This window comes from Streptomyces celluloflavus, from assembly GCA_000720995.1.
Classification (GTDB): domain Bacteria; phylum Actinomycetota; class Actinomycetes; order Streptomycetales; family Streptomycetaceae; genus Streptomyces; species Streptomyces celluloflavus.
The window spans coordinates 1-252 of record JOEL01000172.1 but is presented as its reverse complement, the minus strand read 5'-3'; the positions used below and the strand labels follow the sequence as shown (position 1 = coordinate 252).

The window sequence follows — 252 nt, the reverse complement described above, 5'->3', positions numbered from 1 at the left end:
CAGCACGTCGCGAAGCCGGTTGACCAGCCGGACTCGGTCGGCGACCAGGTCGGATCGGTGGGCGGTCAGCAGGGCGAGGTCCGCAGCCAGCTGGGCGGGCACGTCGATGACGGCGAAGCCCCGGCGCTGGCGAGCGGTTTCGGCGATGACGTAGGCGTCACGGGCGTCGGTCTTCGCCTCGCCCCGGTAGGCGCCCGACATCCGGTTGACCGTGCGGCCGGGCACGTAGACGGCCCGCTGGCCGTGGGCTGC

The 252-nt window shown here is 73.8% G+C and carries 1 protein-coding gene; it reads right to left on the bottom strand.

All coding sequences use genetic code 11. The annotated features are described in order from the left end of the window. A partial coding sequence (locus IH09_RS36340) for an IS110 family transposase (RefSeq protein WP_190233545.1) occupies positions 1-252 on the bottom strand: 252 nt, incomplete at both ends.